18 protein-coding genes are annotated in these 20,415 nt (G+C 40.7%); 15 read left to right on the forward strand and 3 right to left on the reverse strand.

What is annotated here, in order from left to right; genetic code table 11:
• Positions 1-253: 253 nt before the first annotated feature.
• The 9 genes from PGR14_RS06135 (at position 254) to PGR14_RS06175 (ending at position 10,912) form a co-directional block, all read left to right on the forward strand.
• The gene (locus PGR14_RS06135) at positions 254-1,240 is read left to right on the forward strand and encodes a hypothetical protein (protein WP_156330630.1); all 987 of its coding nucleotides are present in this window, start codon (positions 254-256) and stop codon (positions 1,238-1,240) included.
• Positions 1,241-1,255: 15 nt separating this feature from the next.
• Positions 1,256-2,278, forward strand: a complete 1,023-nt coding sequence (locus PGR14_RS06140) for an acyltransferase family protein (protein ID WP_022220071.1) — start codon at positions 1,256-1,258, stop codon at positions 2,276-2,278.
• 137 nt (positions 2,279-2,415) lie between these two features.
• Complete coding sequence (locus PGR14_RS06145; RefSeq protein WP_070098620.1) at positions 2,416-4,389, forward strand: LTA synthase family protein; 1,974 nt, start codon at positions 2,416-2,418, stop codon at positions 4,387-4,389.
• Positions 4,390-4,568: 179 nt separating this feature from the next.
• A complete protein-coding gene (locus PGR14_RS06150) occupies positions 4,569-6,026 on the forward strand; it encodes a hypothetical protein (protein WP_055261041.1) in 1,458 nt (485 codons plus the stop codon).
• 123 nt (positions 6,027-6,149) lie between these two features.
• Positions 6,150-7,988: a glutamine--fructose-6-phosphate transaminase (isomerizing) gene (glmS, locus tag PGR14_RS06155; RefSeq protein ID WP_022220068.1), complete on the forward strand. Its 1,839-nt coding sequence runs from the start codon at positions 6,150-6,152 to the stop codon at positions 7,986-7,988.
• 160 nt (positions 7,989-8,148) lie between these two features.
• The gene (locus tag PGR14_RS06160) at positions 8,149-9,432 is read left to right on the forward strand and encodes a S1C family serine protease (RefSeq protein ID WP_055261039.1); all 1,284 of its coding nucleotides are present in this window, start codon (positions 8,149-8,151) and stop codon (positions 9,430-9,432) included.
• Between the two features lie 262 nt (positions 9,433-9,694).
• Positions 9,695-10,012, forward strand: a complete 318-nt coding sequence (locus PGR14_RS06165; RefSeq protein ID WP_082424171.1) for a spore coat associated protein CotJA — start codon at positions 9,695-9,697, stop codon at positions 10,010-10,012.
• Between the two features lie 5 nt (positions 10,013-10,017).
• Positions 10,018-10,290, forward strand: coding sequence for a spore coat protein CotJB (locus PGR14_RS06170; RefSeq protein ID WP_055156563.1), 273 nt, complete (start codon positions 10,018-10,020; stop codon positions 10,288-10,290).
• A gap of 1 nt (position 10,291) precedes the next feature.
• Positions 10,292-10,912, forward strand: a complete 621-nt coding sequence (locus tag PGR14_RS06175; protein ID WP_173689904.1) for a manganese catalase family protein — start codon at positions 10,292-10,294, stop codon at positions 10,910-10,912.
• Positions 10,913-11,074: 162 nt separating this feature from the next.
• Here the strand turns inward: PGR14_RS06175 and PGR14_RS06180 are convergent, their stop codons facing one another.
• Complete coding sequence (locus PGR14_RS06180; RefSeq protein ID WP_008374659.1) at positions 11,075-11,410, reverse strand: sporulation initiation factor Spo0A C-terminal domain-containing protein; 336 nt, start codon at positions 11,408-11,410, stop codon at positions 11,075-11,077.
• A 203-nt stretch (positions 11,411-11,613) separates the two neighbouring features.
• Here PGR14_RS06180 and PGR14_RS06185 point away from each other — a divergent pair, with 203 nt between their 5' ends.
• The 4 genes from PGR14_RS06185 to PGR14_RS06200 are packed head-to-tail and all read left to right on the forward strand — an operon-like array spanning position 11,614 to position 15,346.
• A complete protein-coding gene (locus tag PGR14_RS06185; protein WP_270223151.1) occupies positions 11,614-12,207 on the forward strand; it encodes a leucine-rich repeat protein in 594 nt (197 codons plus the stop codon).
• Positions 12,198-12,512 carry a hypothetical protein gene (locus PGR14_RS06190; RefSeq protein WP_270223152.1) on the forward strand — a complete coding sequence of 105 codons (315 nt, stop codon included), beginning with the start codon at positions 12,198-12,200 and terminating at the stop codon, positions 12,510-12,512. The genes PGR14_RS06185 and PGR14_RS06190 overlap by 10 nt, the downstream gene beginning before the upstream one ends.
• A 24-nt stretch (positions 12,513-12,536) precedes the next feature.
• On the forward strand, positions 12,537-13,841 hold the full coding sequence (locus PGR14_RS06195; RefSeq protein ID WP_270223153.1) for a vWA domain-containing protein: 1,305 nt from the start codon (positions 12,537-12,539) through the stop codon (positions 13,839-13,841).
• Positions 13,838-15,346 carry an ATP-binding protein gene (locus tag PGR14_RS06200; protein ID WP_022220720.1) on the forward strand — a complete coding sequence of 503 codons (1,509 nt, stop codon included), beginning with the start codon at positions 13,838-13,840 and terminating at the stop codon, positions 15,344-15,346. The genes PGR14_RS06195 and PGR14_RS06200 overlap by 4 nt, the downstream gene beginning before the upstream one ends.
• A gap of 519 nt (positions 15,347-15,865) precedes the next feature.
• Here PGR14_RS06200 and PGR14_RS06205 read toward each other — a convergent pair.
• The gene (locus PGR14_RS06205; RefSeq protein WP_008374664.1) at positions 15,866-17,086 is read right to left on the reverse strand and encodes an argininosuccinate synthase; all 1,221 of its coding nucleotides are present in this window, start codon (positions 17,084-17,086) and stop codon (positions 15,866-15,868) included.
• Between the two features lie 816 nt (positions 17,087-17,902).
• Here PGR14_RS06205 and PGR14_RS06210 point away from each other — a divergent pair.
• Together PGR14_RS06210 and PGR14_RS06215 are read left to right on the forward strand one after the other, a co-directional pair.
• Positions 17,903-18,088 (forward strand): hypothetical protein, encoded by a 186-nt coding sequence (locus tag PGR14_RS06210; RefSeq protein WP_173685029.1) that lies wholly within the window; start codon positions 17,903-17,905, stop codon positions 18,086-18,088.
• A gap of 269 nt (positions 18,089-18,357) precedes the next feature.
• Entirely contained in the window at positions 18,358-18,864 is a 507-nt protein-coding gene (locus PGR14_RS06215; RefSeq protein ID WP_270223154.1) for a methylated-DNA--[protein]-cysteine S-methyltransferase, read from the forward strand.
• 81 nt (positions 18,865-18,945) lie between these two features.
• Here PGR14_RS06215 and PGR14_RS06220 read toward each other — a convergent pair whose 3' ends face one another.
• Positions 18,946-20,277 carry an MATE family efflux transporter gene (locus PGR14_RS06220; protein WP_195480050.1) on the reverse strand — a complete coding sequence of 444 codons (1,332 nt, stop codon included), beginning with the start codon at positions 20,275-20,277 and terminating at the stop codon, positions 18,946-18,948.
• Between the last annotated feature and the right edge of the window lie 138 nt (positions 20,278-20,415).

Raw genomic sequence — 20,415 nt, forward strand, 5'->3', positions numbered from 1 at the left:
AGAGAGGAAATAAAATGAATTGGATAAAGTAAATTAACAATAAGGTAGAGGGAAAATGGATAAATTCATCTTATGAATTCAAATGTAATTTATCAGAAATATTTTTTCTTGGAATTTTTGCCGTATGGCTGGTTTTGACTTACAGCTGGACAACGATGGCACATATTCCGTGGCCACCTTTTTTTATTTCTGTGTTCAGATAGGGATTGGACTGGTAGTATTGTTCCGGTATATGGTGATGAGACCAGTGGATATGAAGAAAATATTATTTGTATTTCTGATTATTGGATCATTTGTAATTGCAAGGAGATATTCTGGAGCTGATGCATTGCTTGAAACGAGATTATTGATTGCTGGTGCAAATGATATTGATTATAGAAAAATTTTAAAGGTATATTTGATTGTAGAAATTCCGATGATAATCTGTACGATGATTGTAGGATATACAGGAGTTATCACGAATTTGGTTTACCATAGGGGAGATCAGGTGCGGATGTCATTTGGGTTTATTTATCCTACAGATTTTGCGGCGGGTATTGTTTTTATGATAACAGTATGGATTGTACTCCGACAGGCAAGATGCACATGGATAGAAATTGGAATGATGATAATCAGTGTGGTTCTGTTTGAAAAATATTGTGATGTACGGAATAGTGAAATTGTAATGATGATTTTGATTATATGTGTTGTTTATTTGAAAATTAGAAACAAATTAGGTGCAAAGAAAGGAAAGGGATATATACCATCACTATTACTAAAAATTTTATGTCTGGTGGCACCATATGGTTTAGCTGGATTTATGATCTTAGTATCAAGATTTTATCGACCAGATATAGAATGGATGGCAAAATTAAATACTCTTTTTTCAACGAGACTTTCTTTAGGAAAAGAAGTTTTTGACAGGTATGATGTTCAGATATGGGGACAGGACATTCCAATGCGTGGAAATGGAGGATCAACAGAAGTGGTAGCAGACTATTTCTTTATTGATAGTTCTTATGTGAATATTTTGATGAGGTTAGGACTGGTGGTATTTATACTGGTTATGCTGATTATTTCAATTATAATGATCAAAAACTTAAATCTTCCATATATGTTAATGGCTATGGCAATTGTCTGCATTCATTCAGTAATGGAGCATCATATGTTTGAAGCGTATTATGATGTGTTTTTGATGCTTCCGTTTGCGAATTTTGATGTGAAGGATATCGGAAAAAGACAGAGAAAATGTGGAAATTGAGTGGGGATAAATGTTATGAAAACAAAAAGTACCAGACTGCAATATATAGATATAGCTAAAGGGATAGCAATGATCTGTATTATATTAGGCCATTTAGGAAATGCCAGTATTAATCGAATTGTGTTTACATTTCATGTTCCTATTTTTTTCTTTATTACAGGATATTTTACGAATAAGAAGCGCGATTTGAATGGTTTTATAAAAAATAAGGCAAGAACATTGCTTGTTCCATATATAATAAGCAGCATAGTCATAATCATTATTGGAACGTTAAAGGGCGTATGGTGGAATAATGCTTTTGATGAATTTCAAAACTGGTGTTATGCAGCTTTATATGGAGCAGGTGATACATATACAGAGCCATTCTGGATACCGGGAATTGGTGCAATATGGTTTTTGTGGGCAACTTTCTGGGGAAGTATTTTCTTGAGAATATCGTTCAAGTTTGATAAATATATTAGATTGTTATTTATAGTGGGTTTGTTTGCAGTAGGATATTTTTCAAGAAGAATATTTTGGTTTCCTTTTAGCATACAGGCAGGAGCATGTGCTACAATGTTCATTTATATGGGATATCTCTGGAGGGGCGCAAAGACTAAAATTAGTGAGTTGCCAAAGGAAGTGAAAATCTTTTCAGTTCTTTTTGCACTACTTACTTGGATTTCATTTATAAAAAATTTCCAATCGTTCTGGTTAGTGCATTGTGATATTGGACGAGGGATAATAGATATTTTTGGCTGTATATGTGCATGTGTGATTGTTATTTTAATCTCCAAAATTATTGAGTGTAGGACGAAATATATTGGTGGAAGTTTGGCATATCTTGGAAGATATAGTTTGTTGATATTGTGTGTGCATATTGTAGAACTTGATCTTCTTCCGTGGTGGCAGATAACAGAAAAATATGTTGTGAATGGAATGTCAGCAAATATTCAGTTGATTTTGATTATTGCTGGTAAAGTGCTTTTAGATTTAGGGGGTGCATTTGTTTTATCAAAGATTACTTTGGTTAGAAAAATTTTTGGCTTTAAAAACTAAGTGTAAGTTATTAAGCAATGACAGAATGAAACATTTTTTAGAATTTGTATTGCTTGTGAATATTGCAATTTTTTTATATTTATGCTTTACTACATTATGTATGTTTGTAAATACTAAGTAAAGGAAATGAAAGGAAAATGAAAAAACCAAAGATAATTAAAAAAATCGGCTATGGATTTTATTGTATTCTAATGATCATAATATCTGTTCTTGGATTTATTCTCTATAATCTGGGAAACTGGGTATTAGACACGTGGGGGCTGTTGTCTATCGATGAAATTATTTTTCATCTGAAAGTACCGCTTGATGGGACAAACTCAGATGTAGTACTGGATGGGATCAATGCATGCGTACCGTTGGCAGTATTAGTATTATTTTTATCTATTTTCCTGATTATAGGATTAAGGAATAAGCATAGAAAATGTATGATTGCGTTATTTCTTGTAGCTGTGATTGCATGTGGAAGTGCAGGAAGGGCGGCTTATGAAGTATATGATGAATTGGATGTAAAAGAATATCTGGTAAGTCAGAAGAAAGAATCGCATTTTATTGAACAGAATTATGTGGATCCACGTACAACGAAGATTACATTTCCGGAACAAAAAAGAAATCTGATTTATATTTATCTGGAGTCAATGGAATCCACTTATGCGTCAAAAGAAGATGGCGGTGGAATGGATTTCAACTGTATTCCGGAATTGACGACTCTTGCAGAAGAAAATACTAATTTTTCTCAAAGCGATAAGTTGGGAGGAGGATATCCTGCGTATGGATGCACATGGACGATGGGAGGAATTTTCGCTCAGACATCTGGAATTCCAATAAAAAATACAGAAGATATTAGAAATGTGAATGAGGATATTAATGATACATTAGCGGAGCAGACATCCTTTTCTTCAAGAGCAAAAAATTTAGAAGATATTTTATCAGAAGAAGGATATAATCAATATTTTATGATTGGATCAGATGCTACTTTTGGAGGAAGGAGAACATACTTTGAGAGTCATGGTAAAACAGAAATATTTGATTATACTACGGCTGTAGAAGAAGGAAAAATCCCAGAAGGTTATTGGGTATGGTGGGGGTATGAAGATCAAAAGTTATTTGAAAATGCAAAAGAAAAGTTAAGCGAAATAGGAACAAAGGACGAGCCATTTAATTTTACAATGTTGACAGTAGATACTCATTTTGAAGATGGATATGTATGTGAGCAGTGTCAAAATGAATTTGGAGATAATCAATATGCAAATGTAATGGCATGTTCAAGTAGACAGGTTGATGCATTTGTTAAGTGGATTCAGGAGCAGCCATTTTATGAGAATACAACAATTATAATAAGCGGGGATCATTTAACAATGGATTCTGATTTTTGTAATGATGTGAGTGACGATTATGAGAGAAGTGTATATAATGCATTTATAAATTTACCAGAGAATCTTGATACTTCTTTTGAAAAAACACATAATCGAGAATTTTCTACAATGGATATGTTTCCAACGACACTTGCAGCATTGGGAGCAGAGATTACAGGAGAGAAACTTGGTCTTGGTGTGAATTTATTTTCAGGTGTGGAGACTCTTACAGAACAATGCGGAAGAGAAAAATTAGATAAGGAACTGAAAAAGAAATCTACATTCTACGATATGCTGATTAACGATGTAGATATTAACATTTTGAAAAAGAAAAGAGCTGAAGAGGCTGAAAACCAGCAGGAGGAAAATACCGATAATCAGGACCAGCCAATGAATCAGCCAGATGCAGGTGTAGATACAAGTGGTATTGAAACGCCGGATGCATGGCAGGGGTATACGCAGGATAATTATCAGTATAATTATAATGACGGATCGAATGATTACTGGTATGACGGAGGAAATTCCTGGGACAATTCATGGAATGGAGGGTACGATGATAATACTTATGTAGAACCAACTCCAACGCCGGAACCGACTCCAGCTCCAACGCCGGAACCGACTCCAGTTCCAACGCCGGAACCGGATCCAGCGCCAGATCCGACACCAACACCAGATCCGGCACCGGATTCAACACCAACCCCGGATCCCGGTGGAGGCGCAGAAAGCAATGCAGGCGGAACAACAGAAAATGTAAATTAGAGAAGAACTCCGGTTTATGCCGGGGTTTTTCTTCGGATAAATAAAGCAGAACGGAGTTGTCAGTAAATTGATACAATGAGAATTTCTACAAACAAGTAGACATTTCCCCATAAAAAGTGTAAGATAGAGTCTAAGAGTATTTATACTTACAATTAATATGGTTAGAAAGAGGAAAGTACATGAAGATGAAGTTTACGAAAAAAATAGCGACAATTCTTTTGTCTGTATGTCTGATCGTACCATGTTTTTCTGTGATGGCGCTAGCTGCAAATGGTGTGATATTCTTTTCTGATCTTGAGACAAGTGTCGGGGATGAATTTACGATCACAGGTACAGCAGTTGTCAGTGGAGATGTAATCGGAGACGCGACGATTCATATGACTTACGATCCTTCTTATATGCGATTTGAAGAGGGAGACGGAGTGAATGCAGACACGGATGGTAATCTGACATTTAAAGGTTCAGGTGACGGAAGTAGTGACCGGATTGAGTTTACAATGAAATTCCAGGCTCTCCAGGAAGGAAGTACAAGACTTGAACAGGGAGATGCGACGGTTACAGACAGCGCTGGATCAAGTGTGGCATGTGAAGAAGGATATGCGGATGTTACGATCGGAGCAGGAGATCCGAGCAAGATCAAGGATGTTGCGAGTGGAACAAGTGTTACGATTGATGGTCAGGAGTATACCTTATCCGGTGATTTCTCAGACAGCATGATTCCAGCTGGATTTACAGCAGGAGAGATTACTTATAATGATTCGACGTATAAAGGTGCTGTGCAGGAAAAGACAGGACTTCAGATGGCTTACCTGGTAGACGGTGATGGAAAAGGCGATTTCTGGATGTATGATTTATCTGACAGCAGCTTCTCACCGGCAGAACAGGTTGTGATTTCAGATACTTATTCTATCGTAATTTTTGATGCAGGCAGTAAAGTGTCTATGCCATCAAAGTATTCAAAAGGAAATCTGGAGATCAACGGCAAGACTTTTGAAATCTGGGATGAACCGGACCGCGATGGTTTCTATGTATTATATGCAGTAAATAATGACGGTGAAGAATCCCTCTATTTATATGACTCTGTAGAGCATACTTATCAGAGAATGGAGACTCCGAAGTCTGCGACTACACCGGATAAGAAGAGTGCAAGCAAGTTTGACGCAATTTTAGAAAAGATTTCCGATCATCTGATCTGGTTTGTAGCAGCGGCAGCAGTTATCGTTATTCTTCTGGTAATCTTCCTTCTTGTTTCCGTTGTGAAGTTACATAACCGCAACAGAGAGTTGGATGATCTGTATGATGAATATGAACTGGACGATGAGCCGCAACGTAATCCGGTAAAACCGATCCAGCCTGTTAAGGCAGAAAAGAAATCACAGTTCAAAAAGAGACAGGATGATGATTTCGAAGATGATTATGACGACTTCGATGATGATTTCGACGATGATGATTATTATGATGATGACTTCGACGATGATTATGATGACGAAGGAATAAGTGATGATACTCGCAACGTTGATGAGTTTGATGACTATTTTGATGATGACGACTTTGATTCGTTCGATGATTATAATATCAAGAAAGAAAAGCGTAAAAAAGGTGATACTTTCGAAATGGATTTTATTGATCTGGATTAAAGAGAAAGGCGGGGATGACGATTGTTATTCCCGCTTATTCTTTACAAAAAGTCCCATGTTTGCTACAATGTAACGAAAAGAGTAAAATTTATTTTCGTAAAAAAGACTGGAGGATATAGATAAATGTGTGGAATCGTAGGATATGTTGGATCGCAGCAGGCGGCTCCGATCTTACTGGATGGACTGTCAAAGCTGGAGTATCGTGGATATGATTCAGCAGGACTTGCTGTTCGTAATGGAACAGAAGAGACAGAAGTTATCAAGGCGAAAGGCCGTTTGAAAGTACTGTTTGAGAAGACCAATGGTGGTGCAGCCGTTCCGGGAACCTGTGGAATCGGTCACACCAGATGGGCAACACACGGGGAACCGTCAGAGAACAATGCGCATCCGCATATGAGTGACGATGGCAATGTAGTTGCTGTACACAACGGTATTATTGAAAACTATCAGGAGTTAAAGAACAAGCTGCTCCGCAAAGGATATACATTCTACTCTGAGACGGATACAGAGGTTGCTGTTAAGCTGATCGATTATTATTATAAAAAGTATGAAGGAACACCGGTAGATGCGATCAACCATTCCCTGGTCCGCATTCGTGGATCTTATGCGCTTGCTGTGATGTTCAAGGATTATCCGGAAGAAATTTATGTGGCAAGAAAAGACAGTCCGATGATTCTTGGCGTAGGAGATGGAGAGAGTTTTATTGCATCAGATGTGCCGGCTATTTTGAAATATACAAGAAATGTATACTATATTGGCAACCTGGAGATGGCAAAGGTCAGCAAAGAGGAAATTACCTTCTACAATCTGGACGGAGAAGAGATCCAGAAAAAAATGAAAACTGTTGACTGGGATGCGGAAGCAGCTGAAAAAGCCGGTTATGAGCATTTTATGATGAAAGAGATCCATGAGCAGCCAAGAGCGGTTAAGGATACTCTGAATTCTGTATTAAAAGACGGAAAGATTGATCTGACTGATATCGGATTAGCGGAAGAGGATATCCGGAGAACAAGCCAGATTTACATTGTAGCATGTGGTTCTGCTTACCATGTAGGTATGGTGGCACAGTATGTGATCGAGGATCTGGTGAAGATTCCTGTTCGTGTGGAGCTGGCTTCTGAATTCCGTTACCGTAAGCCAATTCTGGATCCAAATGGTCTGGTGATCATTATCAGCCAGTCAGGAGAGACTGCAGACAGTCTTGCAGCGCTCCGTGAGACAAAAGCGCAGGGAATCCGTACACTTGGAATTGTCAATGTAGTCGGATCTTCTATTGCAAGAGAAGCTGATAAGGTATTCTATACTCTTGCAGGACCGGAGATCTCTGTGGCAACAACGAAAGCGTACAGTACACAGCTGATGGCTTCTTACATCCTTGCAATTCAGTTTGCCAAAGTAAAAAATACAATCACTGAAGAGCAGTATGAAAATTATATTGCCGAATTACAGGCAATCCCGGAGAAGATCGAAAAGATTATTGAAGATAAAGAAAGAATCCAGTGGTTTGCAGCAAAGCAGGCAAACGCAAAGGACGCATTCTTTGTCGGACGTGGAATTGATTATGCAATCTGTATGGAAGGCAGCCTGAAGATGAAAGAGATCAGTTATGTTCATTCAGAGGCATATGCAGCGGGAGAACTCAAGCACGGAACCATTTCTCTGATAGAGGATGGAACGCTTGTGATCGGTGTGCTGACACAGCCGGAATTATATGAAAAGACGATCAGCAACATGGTAGAGTGCAAGAGCCGTGGTGCATATCTGATGGGACTTACAACTTATGGCAATTACAGCATTGAGGATACTGCTGATTTTGTGGTTTACATTCCGAAGACAGATGAGCATTTTGAGGCATCGCTTGCAGTGATTCCGCTGCAGCTGATGGGATATTATGTATCCGTTGCAAAGGGACTGGATGTAGATAAGCCGCGTAATCTGGCGAAATCTGTAACGGTTGAATAAAGTGATGCAGGAAGTTCCAGCGGATTTTTCTGTTGAATAAACGAGATGAACGACATAAAAATGTGCCGTTCATCTTTTTTTTCATATTTTATCACACTTTCATCACAATTATGGACTAAACTCTTAACTATAGAAAAGGAAAAGAAAGGAGTCTTGAATGATGGACAATCAGTACAATTATTACAGACCAGATTCAGATGAAAATAGAGGAGCAGACAATCAGCAGGGATTCGGAGCAGGACCGCAGCAGAATCCGAAAGCTCCAAAACCGAAAAAAGGTTACATGAAAAAAGTAGCACTTGTTGTAGGAGCCGCCGTATTATTTGGGGCAGTCGGCGGTGTGACGATGCAGGGAACCAGTTATCTGACTGGTAAGCTGCTTGGAAAGAATACAAAGAGTACCGTAGGCACAACAAAGACTGTATCGAACGCAAAGCTTACGACATCTACCAGTACAGTAACTTCTGATGTATCAGATATTGTTGAGAATACACTTCCGTCAATCGTTTCTATTACCAATATGAGCGTACAGGAAGTACAGAATTTCTTCGGAGGAATCAGCCAGCAGGAGAGTGAAAGCGCCGGATCGGGTATCATCATCAGCCAGAATGATTCAGAACTCCTGGTTGTTACCAATAACCATGTTGTAGAAGGAAGCGATACACTTACTGTTACATTTAATGATGGTAACAGCGTGGAAGCGCAGATTAAAGGAACAGACTCCGCAAGGGATCTTGCAGTCGTAGCCGTTCCGCTTGATAAGATTTCAGATGATACAATGAATGCGATCAAGGTTGCAACACTTGGAGATTCAGATTCACTGAAAGTCGGAGAACCTGCAATTGCAATTGGTAATGCACTTGGCTATGGACAGTCTGTTACAACTGGTATCGTCAGTGCAACCGGACGAACAATTGATGGATTTGACGGAGAATACATCCAGACAGATGCAGCAATCAACCCTGGTAACAGTGGTGGAGCTCTTCTGAATGCAAATGGTGAGGTAATCGGTATCAACTCTGCAAAGATCAACAGCTCGGCAGTAGAGGGTATGGGATTTGCGATTCCGATCTCAGATGCAAGTGATGTTATCCAGAATCTGATGAATAAAGAGACAAGAAGCAAGGTTTCAGATGAAGAAAGAGGATATCTTGGAATCAAGGGATACGATGTATCTGAAGAAGGTGCACAGATGTACAATATGCCGACCGGTGTTTATGTCAAAGAAGTTATGAGTGGTGGCGGAGCTGAGAAAGCCGGTCTTACAAAAGGATCGATCATTACTGGTTTTGAGGGAAGTTCCATCAGTGGTATGAGCTCTCTTCAGGAACAGCTTCAGTATTATAAAGCCGGAGAAGAGGTAACGCTTACCGTACAGATCCCGGATAAGAATGGTGAATATACAGAGAAAGATATCAAGGTTACACTTGGTAAAAATTCATAAAATGATGTGAACACGCCGTTTTATGGGAGTATGAGGTGTTCGAGGATTGCGGGAATTGCATAGCAATGGAGCAATCCGGTTACATTATAAAATACTAAAGAAAGATGCCGTCAGATCAGAAATGGTCTGGCGGCATTATTGATGTTACGACCTGTTTGAAACGGAAATGGGCATCAGATTATACCGGATGCAAAAGTCAGAACCCTTTTTAAAAAATTACCATACAATAATATTGCAGATATAAGAAAGGGGAGCCAAAACAATGCAAAATTGCAGAAATAATAATCCATATATGAGACGTGCAAATTGTGGATGTGGCAATAATAACAATAGCTGTAATAGTAATTCATGTATGGCGAACAATGATGGAAGAAATCTATCGATGTCAGCACCTGTTTACCGAGAACGATCTGGATGTAGCGATCGGGACGATGCGTTGGATGGAATGCCGATTGCAATGGCTTATGTGCCATGGCAGAGTTGGAGACACATTTACGAAGCCGGAAAAGGATTCCACAGAGGAACCATATTCGAAGAGCTTGATCTTCCGTTTAAGGGGAAAGGAGGATGTAACGCATGAATGAAATGCCAAATTCCAAACCTTGTAGAAAAGATCTCCTGATGCAGATTGGTCATGCGAGCTTTGCGGTAGATGATGTGAAGCTTTATCTGGACACTCATCCTCGTGATCAGGAAGCGCTGGACTTTTTTTATGAATATAATAAAAAAAGGAACCAGTTGTTGAAAGAATATGCAAAATATTATGGACCGCTCACAGTAGATACCGCTGTTCCTTCCTGCTCAGACAGATGGAACTGGATCAATGAGCCATGGCCGTGGCAGGAAGGAGGATGCTAGTATGTGGAATTATGAAAAAAGACTGCAGTATCCGGTGAAAATCACACAGACCAATCCGAAAATTGCACAGATTATTATTACGCAGTTCGGTGGACCGGATGGAGAATTAGCTGCGTCCATGCGTTATTTATCACAGAGGTACACCATGCCGTACAAAGAAGTGACAGGAATTTTAACCGATATTGGCACAGAGGAACTTGCCCACATGGAAATGATATGTGCCATTGTTTACCAGCTTACCAAGGATTTATCTCCGGAGGAAATTAAGGCTTCTGGTTTTGATAAATATTATGTGGACCACACACTTGCACTTTGGCCGCAGGCAGCCAGTGGAACACCGTGGACAGCAACTTATTTTCAGTCCAAGGGTGACCCAATTACAGATTTACATGAAGATATGGCTGCGGAACAGAAAGCCAGGACGACGTATGATAACATTTTAAGGCTTGTAAAAGACCCGGAAGTATGTGATCCGATTCGTTTTTTGAGAAAGCGGGAAATTGTACATTACCAAAGATTTGGAGAAAGTTTAAGGATCGTTCAGGATAATCTGAACAGTAAGAACTTTTATGCAATCAATCCGGAGTTTGATACGGATTCAAATAGTAGTTGTGGCAATTAAAACAGCGCGTATGAAAAAACGTCCCCAATTATGAAAATCCGGTTTGATAAAAAAGGTGCGACCTCATAGGCTGCACCTTTTTTAAATGTCAGCCTACTAACGTTATTCTGTATATACCATGCTGATATGCGATAATGCATAAGTTCTACCAGTATCTAATAATTAACGAGAGGAATGATCCTGGATATAATCAGCCAGCATCGAAATAAATTCGGATGCGGTCGGTTTGTCAAATACAGGATAACCAAGCAGCGGGCTTAAAATTTTATTGGAATTCTGATTCCAATAACTGTTGATCATTGTACGGATGGCGGCTTCAACACACATGTTGGAAACGCCATACTGCTCACCGACAACGCGGTAAAGATTAGAGGTTACATTCTTCAGGTAAAATTCCTGATCTTTGAGAACGAGGGCGACTGCTGAAGCAAGATAGTTATAACCAGAGTACGTGGAACGAAGACCAGCTTTTCTTAATACATGCCTGACATCATACATAAGAACCTCCTTCCAATATTCATACCGACTATCTAACTATAGAATAAAGGAATTCTATAGATATGTAAATAATTTTGTCCATAACGATATATTTCGTGAGATTTCGATATATTGTGTGAAGTGGATAATGGAAAAATCTGCTTTTTTTTGCTATAATCCTTAATTGGATAGAACAGACAGAATCAATTTCAGGAGTGAAATTTATGAAGATACAATATCAGAAAATAGAAAACGGACTTGAAATTCTCAGGATCTGGCAGGATTCAGGAATCATAAAAGTACCGGAGCAGATAGAGGGAATCCCTGTCATCCGCATTGCTCCATATACATTTTCGCTGCATAAAGATGAAGAAGAGAAAAATGCATCTGTTTATCAGACAGAGACAGATGAAGAGAATGATCGTTTTTCGCAACCGGAAGAACTCTGCTGTGGTGGAATGGTAAGGGAAATCCATCTTCCGTCTACCGTACAGTCAATTGGAAATTATGCGTTTTATGGATGTATGAATCTGAAACTTTTCCATGGGACAGATGCAATCGTGCGGATGGGGAGCGGGGTATTTACCGGATGCCGTCTGGAGAAGGTGGAGATTGATTTTATGGATGGAAATAAGTCCTGTCTTAAGGAAATTCTGACGGAGATCCGGTATCAGATCATTGCAACACTGCGTTATCAGGGAACGGAGACGAAGATCCTGTTTCCGGAATATTACGCAGATGCGGTGGAAAATACGACCGGTTGTTTGCACTTTCTGAAGCAAGAGATTCGGAAGAGGCAATTTTCAGTGTGGCTCTGACGCGTCTGCGATATCCGTGGAAGCTGGAAGATGCGGCAAAGCTGCGCTATGAAAGTTATGTAAAGGCGCATATGGAAGGAATTGGAGAAAGCTGTATCCATGCGGTGAAAGAAAGACGCGAAATCGCCGCCGGAGATCCGCAGGAGGTTCTGCTTTTTTGCTGCAGAGAGCATTATTTTGATGAACAAGCGTTGGGAAAAACGATTACTTATGCGGCAGATGCAGGACAGACCGAGATTTCAGCTATTTTGATGGACGAGCGTTACCGTAGTTTTCCAAAAAAGAAGAAAAAGTTTGTATTGTAAAAGAAGGTGGAAAGATTGGAAGAAATGTCATTAGAACAGGGTCTGGAAGAAATCGGACATAAAATACTGGTTCTGACGAGGAACGAACTGTATATGAAGATGAGATTTATGGATGTGGCGCTTTCGGCGTTTTATTATGTACAGGATTTTTCGGTAGACCTTCTTGCTACAGACGGAGAGACAATGTATTTTAACGGGCAGATGCTGGGAGGTGAGTACAGGCAGAACCGGATCGAGGTAAACCGAGCCTATCTACATCTGGTTCTGCACTGCATTTTCCGACATGTATTTCGCAGAAATGGACGGGAAGAGCTTGTATGGAACCTGGCGGCGGATATTGCGGTAGAATCTGTGATTGACGACTGGAACCTCCAGAATATACGAAAAAGCCAGTCCTGGATCAGACAGAGAACCTACCGGGATCTGAAAGAGGAAATCAAGGTATTTACAGCGGAAAAAATTTATGGAGTACTGGTAAGATGGAAGCTTTCGGACAGAGAGATGGAGCGCATGGTCCGGGAATTTACCGTGGATGATCACAAGTACTGGGCAAAAGATGAAGATGATGAAAAACAAAGCGAAATGAACCAGAGGTGGCAGGATATCAGCGAGAAAATGCAGACCGATATGGAAACTTTTTCGAAAGAAGCAGCATCAAATACCGGGCATTTTCTGGATCAGGTCCGGGTTGAGAACCGACAGCGATATGACTACCGCAGCTTTTTGCATAAATTTGCTGTGCTGAAGGAAGAGGTTACCGTGGATGATGACAGCTTTGATTATGTATTTTACAGTTATGGACTGCGCCTTTATGGAAATATGCCTCTGATCGAGCCACAGGAATGGAAAGAAGTGAAAAAAGTGGAGGATTTTGCAATCGTGATCGATACTTCCATGTCCTGTTCAGGAGATCTGGTAAAAAAATTTCTGGAGGAGACCTATGGCATTTTAAGTGAAGCAGGGAGCTTTTTTCAGAGAGTCAATATCCACATTATACAATGTGATGACCAGGTGCAGTCGGACAGGAAGATTACCTGTAAAGAAGAATTACAGGAATATATGGAAAAGCTGGATCTTGCCGGGGAAGGTGGAACGGATTTCAGACCGGCGTTTGCCTATATTGATGATCTGATCGCGACGCACCGGTTCACTGAACTGAAGGGTGTGATCTATTTTACCGATGGACAGGGGATTTATCCGCAGAAAATGCCTCTGTACCAGACCGCGTTTGTATTTATGGACGACGGGGCAGAAGAACAGGAAGTTCCGCCGTGGGCGATGAAACTGGTTCTGGATGAAGAAGATTTGAGAGGAGTGAGAAATAGATGAATATTAAACGTGCAAAACAGGAAATCAAGGATGCGGTGCAGGCATACCTGATGAAGGATGAATATGGAGAATATCAGATTCCGGCAATCCATCAGAGACCGATCCTTCTGATGGGACCTCCGGGAATTGGAAAAACACAGATCATGGAGCAGATTTCAAGGGAATGTGAGATCGGACTGGTTGCGTATACGATCACGCACCATACCAGACAGAGTGCGATCGGGCTTCCGTTTATTCAGACAAAGATCTACGGTGGAAAAGAGTATTCGGTAACCGAGTATACGATGAGTGAGATCATTGCTGCTGTATATGAAAAGATAGAGCAGAGCGGCATGAAAGAGGGAATCCTGTTTATTGATGAGATCAACTGTGTTTCAGAGACGTTGGCGCCGACTATGCTGCAGTTTTTACAGTGCAAGATGTTTGGTAATCAGAGTGTGCCGGAGGGATGGATCATTGTGGCGGCAGGGAATCCGCCGGAATATAATAAGTCGGTGCGGGAATTTGATGTGGTGACACTGGACCGGATCAAGCGGATCGATGTGGAAGCTGATTTTGATGTCTGGAAGGAATATGCGTATCAGGTTGGAATCCATTCTGCAGTGCTTTCTTATCTGGAACTTCGAAAAGAGAATTTCTATCGTATGGAAAATACAGTAGATGGAAAAATGTTTGTCACAGCCAGAGGATGGGAAGACCTGTCAAGGTTGCTCCAGGTTTATGAAAAGCTTGGTAAAGAGGTGGATCGTGAGGTTGTGCATCAGTACCTCCAGCACTGGAAGACAGCGAAGGATTTTGCAAATTATCTGGAGCTTTACCGAAAGTATCAGAAGGAGTATGGACTGGAGCGGATCCTTGCAGGATATTATGAAAAAGATACCTTAGAACGTTTGAAATTTGCGTCGTTTGATGAGCGGCTGAGTGTGGTAAATCTCCTGGTCGGAAAGATGGCAGATCTTTTTAAAGAAGAATATGAGATGGAAAAATTTGTGGAGGGACTGTTTGCTCAGCTGTGTGCTTATAAAGAGGAATTGCAAAAGGAAGGTGCAGTTCCGGGAGAGGTCCTTGCTGCGAAAATTCAGTCTCTTAGGCGGGAAGTTGAACAGAAGAAGGCCGCCGGACAGCTTACAAAGGCGGAAATGCACCGTATGGAGCGTATTTTATGCAAATTGGAAGAATACCAGAAAGCTCCGGAATTTGAGTCTGTAAAGGCCACATTTGACAGCGAAGAAGAGCAGAGAGAGCAAATGGCAGATAAGACACTGGAAACGCTGAATCACTGCTTTGAATTCCTGGAATCTGCTTTCGGCGAGAGCCAGGAAATGGCAGTATTTGTCACGGAACTCAACAGTAATGTGTACAGCATTGCGTTCCTGCGGGAAAATGACTGTGCGATGTATTACAAATACAACAAAGGTTTACTTTTGGATGAACGCCGTGAAGAAATCCTGGAACAGATGGATGCCGTGGAAAATGTAGTGGAAAGAGGACTGGTTGAAGATTAAAGAGCAAGAACTGACAGAATAAGAACGACTGTGCCTGTGGTATCATATAATGATAGAAAGCAGAAGAAATGGGAATGAAATTCATGCCAGATCTGCAATTTTGTAAGGAACTTCCCGAAATAAAACCAGGGGAGTATCGCCTGAAATATGATCTCACTTTGCGCGCGTCTCCCGGTCTTGGAACTGCGTTGTGCCGGGGAAACTATCACTGGGAGAGCTGCCTGAAAGCGGAAAGTAAGGTGTATATCTGCCAAATCAGATATTTGAGCAGATCTGTATGGGGATTGATAGAGAATACAGGGTGGATATGCCTTTATATGAATCATAAATGGCTGATAACTACTATAGCATAATTATAAAAATGACATTTTATGCCTGACGAGCCTGTTGGAGTGAAACTTACATTTCATGTAGACCCTCGCCAAAAGCGGAACCTTTTAAGCGTTGGCTTGTTCAGAAAAAGGACGCTGATAATTTCATATCAACGTCCTTTAAATCTGTCAGTATTGGGATATACAATTATTTGTTGTTTACCTCAAGATTCTTCATCGCACGAACCTTCAGCGGAAGTCCGAACAGAGTGATGAATCCGCTTGCATCATGATGATCGTACATATCACCGGTTGTGAAGCTTGCCAGAGATTCATTGTAAAGTGAGTATGGAGAAGTAGTTCCGGCTTTAATGATATTTCCTTTGTAAAGTCTGAATTTAACTTCACCTGTAACATATTTCTGGGTAGATTTTACGAAAGCACGAAGAGCTTCACAAAGTGGTGTGAACCATTTTCCTTCGTATACAACCTGAGCGAGTTTGTTGCCAAGATCTTTCTTAACTTCCATGGTAGCACGGTCGATAACCAGTTCTTCAAGTTGTTTGTGAGCTTCCATCAGGATTGTTCCGCCAGGAGTTTCATAAACACCACGGGATTTCATACCAACAACACGGTTTTCAACGATATCAACGATACCGATACCATGTTTGCCGCCAAGTTCGTTGAGTTTGCGGATGATATCAGAAACCTTCATGGCTTCGCCGTTGATTGTCTTCGGAACACCTTCTTCAAATGTCATAGTTACATATTCATCTTCATCCGGTGCATTTTCCGGTGTATTTCCAAGAACAAGAAGATCAGCATAATTTGGTTCGCAGGATGGATCTTCAAGTTCCAGTCCTTCGTGGCTGATGTGCCATAAGTTACGGTCACGGCTGTAGCTGTGGCTTGCGTCAAACGGAAGATCGATTCCGTGAGCTTTACAGTAAGCGATCTCATCGTCACGTGACTGAAGTGTCCACAGATCTGTCATTCTCCAAGGAGCGATGATCTTAAGATCCGGGGCAAGAGCCATGATAGAAAGCTCGAAACGGATCTGGTCATTTCCTTTTCCGGTAGCACCGTGGCAGATAGCAGTAGCACCTTCTTTTCTTGCTACTTCAACAAGTCTCTTGGAGATTGCTGGACGAGCCATAGAAGTTCCGAGAAGGTATGCATTTTCGTAAACAGCATTTGCCTGTACACATGGCATAATATAGTTGTCACAGAAATCATCAGTGATATCTTCGATGTATAATTTAGAAGCACCTGCGAGTTTTGCTCTTTCATCAAGACCATCCAGCTCTTCGCCCTGTCCGCAGTCGATACAGCAGCAGATTACTTCATAATCAAATGTCTCCTTTAACCAAGGGATCAGTGTGGTAGTATCAAGACCACCAGAATATGCAAGAACTACTTTTTCTTTCATTGTATATAAACCTCCTAAAAATTTTCTTTTGTATTCAATTCACAACCCACTATACACCATTTTTTATATTTATGCAATAATAAAATGAAAAAACTTTTAAAAATGTTATTTTATGCAAATAAAAGTAAAAATATACATAAAATATGCATAATTATGTATAAAAAAGGAAAGAGAGTAATAAGAAAAAAGAAGGATAGAAGAAGATTAAACAGAAAATATAAAGATAAATCAGAAAAATACTTGACATTTGCACAAAAATCCGTAAAATATAACAAAAAGTAACAAGGTAACACGCTAAAGGAAGAAAGGAACCGGCGAGATGAGTGATATGCATAAAATGAATAAGAATAACATAATTGATTTCGTTCTGACATTGCCGGCAGAAGGCAGTGTATTTTTCATTCCTACATTCCCGCATCGACCGTGTCCTTCAAGGGCACAGAACAGAAAATTCAATATTGCAGATCAGGGAATGCGTGTATCCAATATATACAGCTCAAAATGTTCATTTCGGATGGAATGAAAAAGTGATAGGTTTTGTTCAGTCATTGAAGTATTATGATTCGATAGTGAAAAAAGAAGCAGAAAAAGGTATCGCCGCATACTCTTTTTCTGCTTCTTTTATTTATACCTACTAAGAATATGAATTGAAAAGAGGAAAAACGAAATGGAATTAAGAGCCACTCTAAAGGAAAAGAAATAATCGTAGTATCTTCCGGTGTAGTCGGTATCGGGAAAAATGTCCTTGGAATCAGCGAGAAGCCGGCTGGTTCTGTCAAACAGGCATATATAATAGAAGAAAACCAAAAGGATATTATGCTTGCAAGAAAAAATAAGATGACAGAGCCACTGATCGACCGGCTTCTTCTAAATGAAAACAGAATCCGGAAAATTGCAGAGGAGGCGTTTCCGGTGATTTGTGACCGGCTTTCGGCAAAAGGGGTAGAGATCCGGGGAGACGAAGCAGCAAGGCAGATTGATGAGCGGATCGCTTGGGCATAGGAAAGCGACTGGGGGCAGGAAGCCCTTACCGCGAAAAAGTATGTGATCTTTGGAAATGGACAAATTCGCGGATAAGAAGATTGACAGGAAAAAATCTCCATTTTATAATTTGAATGGTACAAAAGTTAAGGAATTTTGTTTTTATTTTTAAGATGTTGGGGTCCAAAGATATTTTGACCCCTTTGATACCAGATTGCTACGTGCTTTGCACTCTCGCAATCCTCAAAAACATGGGTATCAGGACGGATGAAAAAGGGGAAGAATGAAAAATGCTGTATGTAAGCTACTATGATTCGCCGATCGGGAAAATTACGCTTGGAGCACGGGAGAATGTACTTGTCGGTGCATGGTTTGAAGGACAGAAATACTATATGGACAAGATTATAGAAGATTTTGAGGAGAAGAAAGACTTGCCGGTACTGGATCAGGCAGAGTACTGGCTGGATCGGTATTTTGCAGGGCAGGATCCGGATCCGGAAGAACTTCCTCTTGCACCTGCAGGAAGTGATTTCCGAAAAGAAGTATGGAAGATTGTCGCAAAAATCCCATATGGATGTACCATTACTTATGGAAAGATCGCAAAGATCCTTGCAGTAAAACGGGGCGCGAAAAGTATCTCGCCGCAGGCAGTCGGAGGTGCGGTCGGACATAATCCGATCTCTGTGATTATTCCCTGTCACCGGGTCATCGGAAGCGACGGAAGCCTGACCGGATATGCCGGTGGACTTGAAAAGAAAGAATGGCTGCTTGCACATGAAGAAGCGCATATCAGATAAGTGATCATTAAAAATGGTGGCTCGTAGTGAGTCACCATTTTTGATGATTTGGAGAAATCCGTAAGAGTCCGATCCTGTATTCTATTTTCCGGATTTTTCATATAACCATCGGTAAGCAATGATGCAGATGATCACAGACAATAAGGAGCCGGTAGCGGTTGCGAGTCCCATCGGAAACAGTGTATGCGGGAAAATTTTTGAAGTCAGATAAACACCCGGAATACGCACGCACAAAATAGCGATCAGGTTATGTAAAAATGAAATTCCAGATTTTCCGCATGCACAGAAGTATCCGCTGAAACTGAAATGAACGCCGGCAAAAATACAATCCCAGATATATCCGCGAATGTACTGTGCGCCGAGAAGAATAACGGCTGCGTCTGCAGTGAAAAGTCCGACAACCGGAGCTGCGATAAACTGGATCAATATAGAGACGACCAGGCCAAATCCAATGGCGATCATCATGGCATAGCGAAGTGTCTGCTTTGCACGGTCATACTTTCCGGCACCGATATTCTGAGCTGCGAGTGCAGAAACAGTCGAAAGCATGGAAGACGGAATCAGGAACAGAAAGCTGATGATTTTTTCCACAATGCCGACAGCAGCGGCTGTGTTCAGTCCGCGCCGGTTGGCAATGATCGTAATAATAATGAAAGCAATCTGAATAAATCCGTCCTGAAGCGCTACCGGAATCCCAATATTCAGAATTTTGCCAAGCGTTTTTTTCTGTGGGCGGAAACAGTCTCCGGAAAGAGAAAGTCCGGTTTGCTTACGTTTAATGGCAATCAGTGCAAACAGAACACTGCACGCTTGGGAAAGTGTTGTGCCAAGCGCAGCACCGGAAGCTCCCAGATGGAAAAATCCGATAAACAGATAATCCAGTATAATATTCACCGCACATGCAACTGCGATGAAATACATTGGACTTTTAGAATCCCCCAGTCCGCGGAAAATCGAACTGATCACATTATACGCCGTAATAAAAGGAATCCCGAGAAAACAGATCGTCAGATAAGCTGCCGTTCCTGACACAGCCTCCGCAGGTGTAGACATCACGGCAACAGTCGGCTTCACAAAAAACAGAAGCAAAACCGCCAGCACCAGAGAAATCCCCATAAACAAAATCACCGTATTTCCCACAAATACAGAAGCCCTTTTCTTATCGCCCGCTCCAATAGACTGCCCGATTGAAACCGTAGCCCCCATCGCAAGCCCCACGATCATCACCGTCAACATATGCATCACCTGGCTCCCAATCGAAACAGCTGTTGTACTGGCAACCCCATCAAACTGCCCAACAATAAAAAGATCCGCCATCCCATAAAGCGTCTGCAAAAAATAAGATAAAAAATAAGGTAGCGAAAAATAAATCACATTCCGAAAAACACTCCCCGAAGTAAGATCCCGTTCCATAAAATAACAACTCCTTTACAATCACTTCCTTAATAGTAATTGAATTTTCCCACAATAGTCAATAAAAAGAATACAGACCTAATGCATCTTATAATAATAAAAATGCATAATAATGCATAAAAATAAATATAAATGCAT

Source organism: Coprococcus sp. AF99-45 (assembly GCF_027663865.1).
Taxonomy (GTDB): domain Bacteria; phylum Bacillota; class Clostridia; order Lachnospirales; family Lachnospiraceae; genus Allocoprococcus; species Allocoprococcus comes.

Coding starts and splice junctions, on each gene's coding strand:
- PGR14_RS06135 (WP_156330630.1), top strand. CDS start 254: ATGAAGAAAATATTATTTGTATTTCTGATTATTGGATCATTTGTAATT.
- PGR14_RS06140 (WP_022220071.1), top strand. CDS start 1,256: ATGAAAACAAAAAGTACCAGACTGCAATATATAGATATAGCTAAAGGG.
- PGR14_RS06145 (WP_070098620.1), top strand. CDS start 2,416: ATGAAAAAACCAAAGATAATTAAAAAAATCGGCTATGGATTTTATTGT.
- PGR14_RS06150 (WP_055261041.1), top strand. CDS start 4,569: ATGAAGATGAAGTTTACGAAAAAAATAGCGACAATTCTTTTGTCTGTA.
- glmS (WP_022220068.1), top strand. CDS start 6,150: ATGTGTGGAATCGTAGGATATGTTGGATCGCAGCAGGCGGCTCCGATC.
- PGR14_RS06160 (WP_055261039.1), top strand. CDS start 8,149: ATGGACAATCAGTACAATTATTACAGACCAGATTCAGATGAAAATAGA.
- PGR14_RS06165 (WP_082424171.1), top strand. CDS start 9,695: ATGCAAAATTGCAGAAATAATAATCCATATATGAGACGTGCAAATTGT.
- PGR14_RS06170 (WP_055156563.1), top strand. CDS start 10,018: ATGCCAAATTCCAAACCTTGTAGAAAAGATCTCCTGATGCAGATTGGT.
- PGR14_RS06175 (WP_173689904.1), top strand. CDS start 10,292: ATGTGGAATTATGAAAAAAGACTGCAGTATCCGGTGAAAATCACACAG.
- PGR14_RS06180 (WP_008374659.1), bottom strand. CDS start 11,410: ATGTATGATGTCAGGCATGTATTAAGAAAAGCTGGTCTTCGTTCCACG.
- PGR14_RS06185 (WP_270223151.1), top strand. CDS start 11,614: ATGAAGATACAATATCAGAAAATAGAAAACGGACTTGAAATTCTCAGG.
- PGR14_RS06195 (WP_270223153.1), top strand. CDS start 12,537: ATGTCATTAGAACAGGGTCTGGAAGAAATCGGACATAAAATACTGGTT.
- PGR14_RS06200 (WP_022220720.1), top strand. CDS start 13,838: ATGAATATTAAACGTGCAAAACAGGAAATCAAGGATGCGGTGCAGGCA.
- PGR14_RS06205 (WP_008374664.1), bottom strand. CDS start 17,086: ATGAAAGAAAAAGTAGTTCTTGCATATTCTGGTGGTCTTGATACTACC.
- PGR14_RS06210 (WP_173685029.1), top strand. CDS start 17,903: ATGCTTGCAAGAAAAAATAAGATGACAGAGCCACTGATCGACCGGCTT.
- PGR14_RS06215 (WP_270223154.1), top strand. CDS start 18,358: ATGCTGTATGTAAGCTACTATGATTCGCCGATCGGGAAAATTACGCTT.
- PGR14_RS06220 (WP_195480050.1), bottom strand. CDS start 20,277: ATGGAACGGGATCTTACTTCGGGGAGTGTTTTTCGGAATGTGATTTAT.